Genomic DNA, 3,034 nt, shown 5'->3' with positions numbered 1-3,034 from the left:
GCCGCTGCTCGATGCCGCCTGGCTCTCGATCCGCCTCGGGGTCGTCTCCGCGAGCCTCGCCACGGTGCTCGGAACGCTGGCGGCGCTGGCGCTGGCGCGCCATGGCCGCTTCCTCGGCCGCACGCTGTTCTCAGGGATGGTGCTGGCCCCGCTGGTCATGCCGGAGGTGGTGACCGGCCTCTCGCTGCTGCTGCTCTTCGTCGCCGCCGATGTGGAGCGCGGCTTCTGGACGGTGACGATGGCCCACGCGACCTTCGGTCTCGGCTTTGCCTGTATCGTCGTGCAGGCGCGGCTGGCGGGTTTCGACCGCTCGCTGGAGGAGGCGGCACAGGATCTCGGCGCCACGCCCTTCGTCACCTTCTGGACGGTGACGCTGCCGCTGATCTGGCCGGCAGTGGCCGCCGCCTGGATGCTGGCCTTTACCCTCTCACTCGACGATCTTGTCGTCGCCAGCTTCGCGACCGGCCCCGGTGCGACCACGCTGCCGATGCGGCTCTACTCGGCGGTGAAGCTCGGCGTCTCGCCCGAGATCAACGCTGCCTGCACGCTCATGATCGCGGCGGTGGCGGTGGTGGTGATCGCCGCATCGCTGCTGCTGAAGCGTGAGCAACTGGCGGGCGGATAACCAGCTCCGCAACGTCGCGCGAACCTAAACGCCGCCTGAACGGCCCTCTCAAGCCCGGTTCAGCCATAGCAGGCCATTTTCGCGTCATCGGGCAGCGTCGGGCTGCCGCTGGAGCGGCGTGATCATGGCCTTCTTTCGGGCAAGGATGGGGATGGCGACCGGCGCGCTCGCGGCTGGGCTCGTCCTGGCCGCGTCCGCCGGAGCCTGGGCGCAAGCCGCGGGTGACACGAACGAGCGCGAGAAGCCCCCGCATGGCTATGACTGGCGCCCGGCGCCGCCCGCTGTTCACGGCTTCTGGGGGCAACGCCGCTGGCAACGCTATTCCGAGGATTTCGGCACGCGCACCGTGCCGGCATCGAGCTATGGTGACGGCCGACGGTAATCGTGTCGCCCCGCCTGCCGTCGCCATGGGGCGGGCACCGCTTCGTCGGTGTCCGCCTTTTTTTATTCCGCCGCCGTTCGCTGAGCATAGCCGAGGCGGCGGTTCAGCTCGTCCAGCAGCTTCTCCGCCGCATCGGCGATGACCGTGCCGGGCGGGAAGATCGCCGAAGCGCCGGCTTCCATCAGCGCTTCGAAATCCTGCGGCGGCACCACTCCGCCGACGACGATCATGATGTCGGGCCGGCCTGCGGCGGCCAGCGCGCCCTTCAGCTCCGGCACCAGCGTCAAATGGCCGGCGGCCAGCGAGGAGACGCCGACGATGTGGACGTCGTTCTCAACCGCCTGCCGCGCCGCTTCGTCCGGTGTAGCGAAAAGCGGCCCGATATCGACATCGAAACCCAGATCGGCGAAGGCGGAGGCGATGACCTTCTGGCCGCGATCGTGCCCATCCTGCCCCATCTTGGCGACGAGGATGCGCGGGCGGCGCCCATCGGCCTCCTCGAAGGCCTCGCACAGTGCCTGCACGCGCGTCACCGCCGGGTTCATGCTGCCGACCTCCCGCTTGTAGACTCCCGAGATCGCCTTGATCTCCGCGCGGTGGCGCCCGAAGACCTTTTCCATCGCCAGCGAAATCTCGCCGACTGTCGCCTTGGCCCGCGCGGCCTTGACCGCCAGATCGAGCAGATTGGCCCCGCCCGCCGCGCCGTTAGTGAGGGCCGTCAGCGCGGCTTCGACCTCGGTCTCGCTGCGCTCGGCCTTCAGCCGCTTCAGCTTGTCGAGCTGCTGGGCCCGCACCGAGGCATTGTCGACCTTCAGAACCTCGATGGCGGCCTCGTTTTCCGGCTTGAAGCAGTTCACGCCGATGATCTTCTGCAGCCCGCCATCGATCCGCGCCTGCGTCTTGGCAGCGGCCTCCTCGATGCGCAGTTTCGGGATGCCGGCCTCGATCGCCTTGGCCATGCCGCCAAGCGCCTCGACCTCGCGGATATGCGCCCAGGCCTTGGCCGCAAGCTCGGCGGTCAGCCGCTCGACATAATAGGAGCCGCCCCAGGGATCGATGATCCGCGTCGTGCCGCTTTCCTGCTGCAGCAGGATCTGCGTGTTGCGGGCGATGCGGGCGGAGAAGTCGGTCGGCAGCGCAAGTGCCTCGTCGAGCGCGTTGGTGTGCAGGGACTGGGTGTGGCCCTGCGTCGCTGCCATCGCCTCGATCATGGTGCGAGGCACGTTATTGAACACGTCCTGCGCCGTCAGCGACCAGCCGGAGGTTTGCGAATGGGTGCGCAGCGGCAGGGATTTCTCGCTCTGCGGCCCGAAATCCTTGACGAGCGTCGCCCAGATCAGCCGCGCGGCCCTGAGCTTGGCGACCTCCATGAAGAAGTTCATGCCGATAGCCCAGAAGAAGGACAGGCGCGGCGCGAAGGCGCTTCAGCTTGTCGAGCTGCATCGTGCGGACGGTCGAGTTGTCGACGCGCAGCACGTCGATCCGCCGGTCCTCGTCGGGCCGGAACTTGTTCACGCCGACGAGCGTCTGCGCGCCCGAATCGAGCCGCGCCTGCGTGCGGGCGGCCGCTTCCTCGATGCGCAGCTTCGGGATGCCGGCCTCGATGGCCTTCGCCATGCCGCCGAGCGCCTCGACCTCCTGGATGTGCGCCCACGCCTTGGCGGCCAGCTCCGCCGTCAGTCGCTCGACGTAGAACGAGCCGCCCCACGGGTCGATGATCCGCGTCGTGCCGCTCTCCTGCTGGAGGACAAGCTGGGTGTTGCGGGCAATGCGGGCGGAGAAGTCCGTCGGCAGCGCCAGCGCCTCGTCGAGGGCGTTCGTGTGCAGCGATTGCGTGCCGCCCTGCGTCGCGGCCATGGCCTCGATCATGGTGCGCGGCACGTTGTTGAAGACGTCCTGCGCGGCCAGCGACCAGCCGGAGGTCTGGCAATGGGTACGCAGGGCCAGCGACTTCTCGGATTTCGGCTCGAACTGCTTGACCAGCTTCGCCCACAGGAGGCGGGCGGCGCGCATCTTCGCCACCTCCA

Annotated in this window: 2 protein-coding genes and 2 pseudogenes; 2 read left to right on the top strand and 2 right to left on the bottom strand. The window is 68.5% G+C overall.

What is annotated here, in order from left to right:
- Together ACOJTB_RS08730 and ACOJTB_RS08725 are read left to right on the top strand one after the other, a co-directional pair.
- Positions 1-625 (top strand): ABC transporter permease (locus tag ACOJTB_RS08730; RefSeq protein WP_420102139.1); only part of this gene is annotated, 625 nt, incomplete at its 5' end.
- 124 nt (positions 626-749) lie between these two features.
- Positions 750-1,007 carry a hypothetical protein gene (locus tag ACOJTB_RS08725; protein ID WP_420102138.1) on the top strand — a complete coding sequence of 86 codons (258 nt, stop codon included), beginning with the start codon at positions 750-752 and terminating at the stop codon, positions 1,005-1,007.
- A gap of 62 nt (positions 1,008-1,069) precedes the next feature.
- Here ACOJTB_RS08725 and ACOJTB_RS08720 read toward each other — a convergent pair.
- Both ACOJTB_RS08720 and ACOJTB_RS08715 read right to left on the bottom strand, forming a co-directional pair.
- Positions 1,070-2,425: pseudogene (locus ACOJTB_RS08720) on the bottom strand (methylmalonyl-CoA mutase family protein); the annotation flags it as partial.
- A pseudogene (locus tag ACOJTB_RS08715) lies at positions 2,418-3,034 on the bottom strand (methylmalonyl-CoA mutase family protein); the annotation flags it as partial. The pseudogenes ACOJTB_RS08720 and ACOJTB_RS08715, both read right to left, overlap by 8 nt.

This window comes from Allobosea sp. (assembly GCF_048595345.1).
Lineage (GTDB): Bacteria > Pseudomonadota > Alphaproteobacteria > Rhizobiales > Beijerinckiaceae > Allobosea.
The sequence above is the reverse complement of the archived record's forward strand: the minus strand, read 5'-3'. Positions and strand labels throughout refer to the sequence as shown.

Coding starts and splice junctions, on each gene's coding strand:
- ACOJTB_RS08725 (WP_420102138.1), top strand. CDS start 750: ATGGCCTTCTTTCGGGCAAGGATGGGGATGGCGACCGGCGCGCTCGCG.